General features: G+C 67.1%; 1 protein-coding gene. It reads right to left on the reverse strand.

Annotated elements, in window-relative coordinates:
* Positions 1-223: 223 nt before the first annotated feature.
* On the reverse strand, positions 224-1,069 hold an 846-nt coding region (locus NG697_RS20985), incomplete at its 5' end, for a transposase (protein ID WP_252615102.1).

The following is a 1,069-nucleotide window of genomic DNA, read 5'->3' on the forward strand; positions in this document are numbered from 1 at the left end:
CGTCCGGGTGTGGCGGTCGTGCTGGCGAGTCTTGTATTCGACTGGCAGTGTCAGACTGATATTCGCGGGTTGGGTTACCGCATGACGATTGTTCGGCTGGGGCGTATCGCTGTCTAAAATCGAGCGTCAACGGCCCCCATGGGCCGTGTGCTCATAGTCGGGTCTCGAGTTAGCCCCAAAGTGCTGCCACGTCACGCCCGCCACGCATCCGGAGGGCACGTTCTTATGCCGCGTTCATGCGCTCCCCCTGCCCGTGTTCGCCTTGCTGGAGGGGTGCGGCCAGGGACCAGCACCAGCCGGCGAGTTCCCTGGCGATCGCGGTGTTGGCCGTGACGGATCTTTTCGTGCGGGCATCGAAGACTTCCCATTTGTGGTGGAGCCTGTGGTTGCCTTCCAGGGCCCGGATCCGGGTGGCCGGGCCGACCAGGTCCAGCTGCTCGGCCCGGATCCGGGTGGCCGGGCCGACCAGGTCCAGTTGCCGCAGCAGGCGCAGCCCCGGCCTGGCATAGGGGCGCCGGTGCTGCCAGGCTGCCTCCACCAGGAGCTTGCGTGCGTATCTGCTCCCGGCCTTAGTGATCGGGCCCTGGTGCCGGGATTGACCCGAGGACTGCTCGCTGGGCACGAGACCCACGTAGGAGCCGATGGTGGCCCCGGTGAAGCGTGTCCAGTCGCCGATCTCCACGGCGAGCCCGAACCCGGTCGTGACCTGAATGCCGCGCAGGCACATCAACGCGTCGATCACCGGCGTGTAGCGGCAGTCCCTGGCGACCGCTGCGATGCGCTGGTCGATGCGCTTGAGATGCGCGGCCAGCAGTTCGGCCTGTTCCACGTTGTCCTCGTAAGTGAACTGCAGCACCGGGGAGTCGAAACGCTGCCGGTGCAGCCACGCTTGGTGCTCCTGGGTCCACTTCGTCTCCTTCGGGTAGCGGATGCCGTGGCGGAGCAGGATCGCGTTCACGTGCTGGCGGGCATGGGCGAGGTTCTTCGCCGCGGTGGCCCGCAGCCGGGACAAATCCCGCAGGTCCTCCTGCTCCCGCGTCGGGACCCGCACTTCCGTAACCTGGCCCAG

The sequence above is a fragment of the Pseudarthrobacter raffinosi genome, from assembly GCF_023913835.1.
Taxonomy (GTDB): Bacteria; Actinomycetota; Actinomycetes; order Actinomycetales; family Micrococcaceae; genus Arthrobacter; species Arthrobacter raffinosi.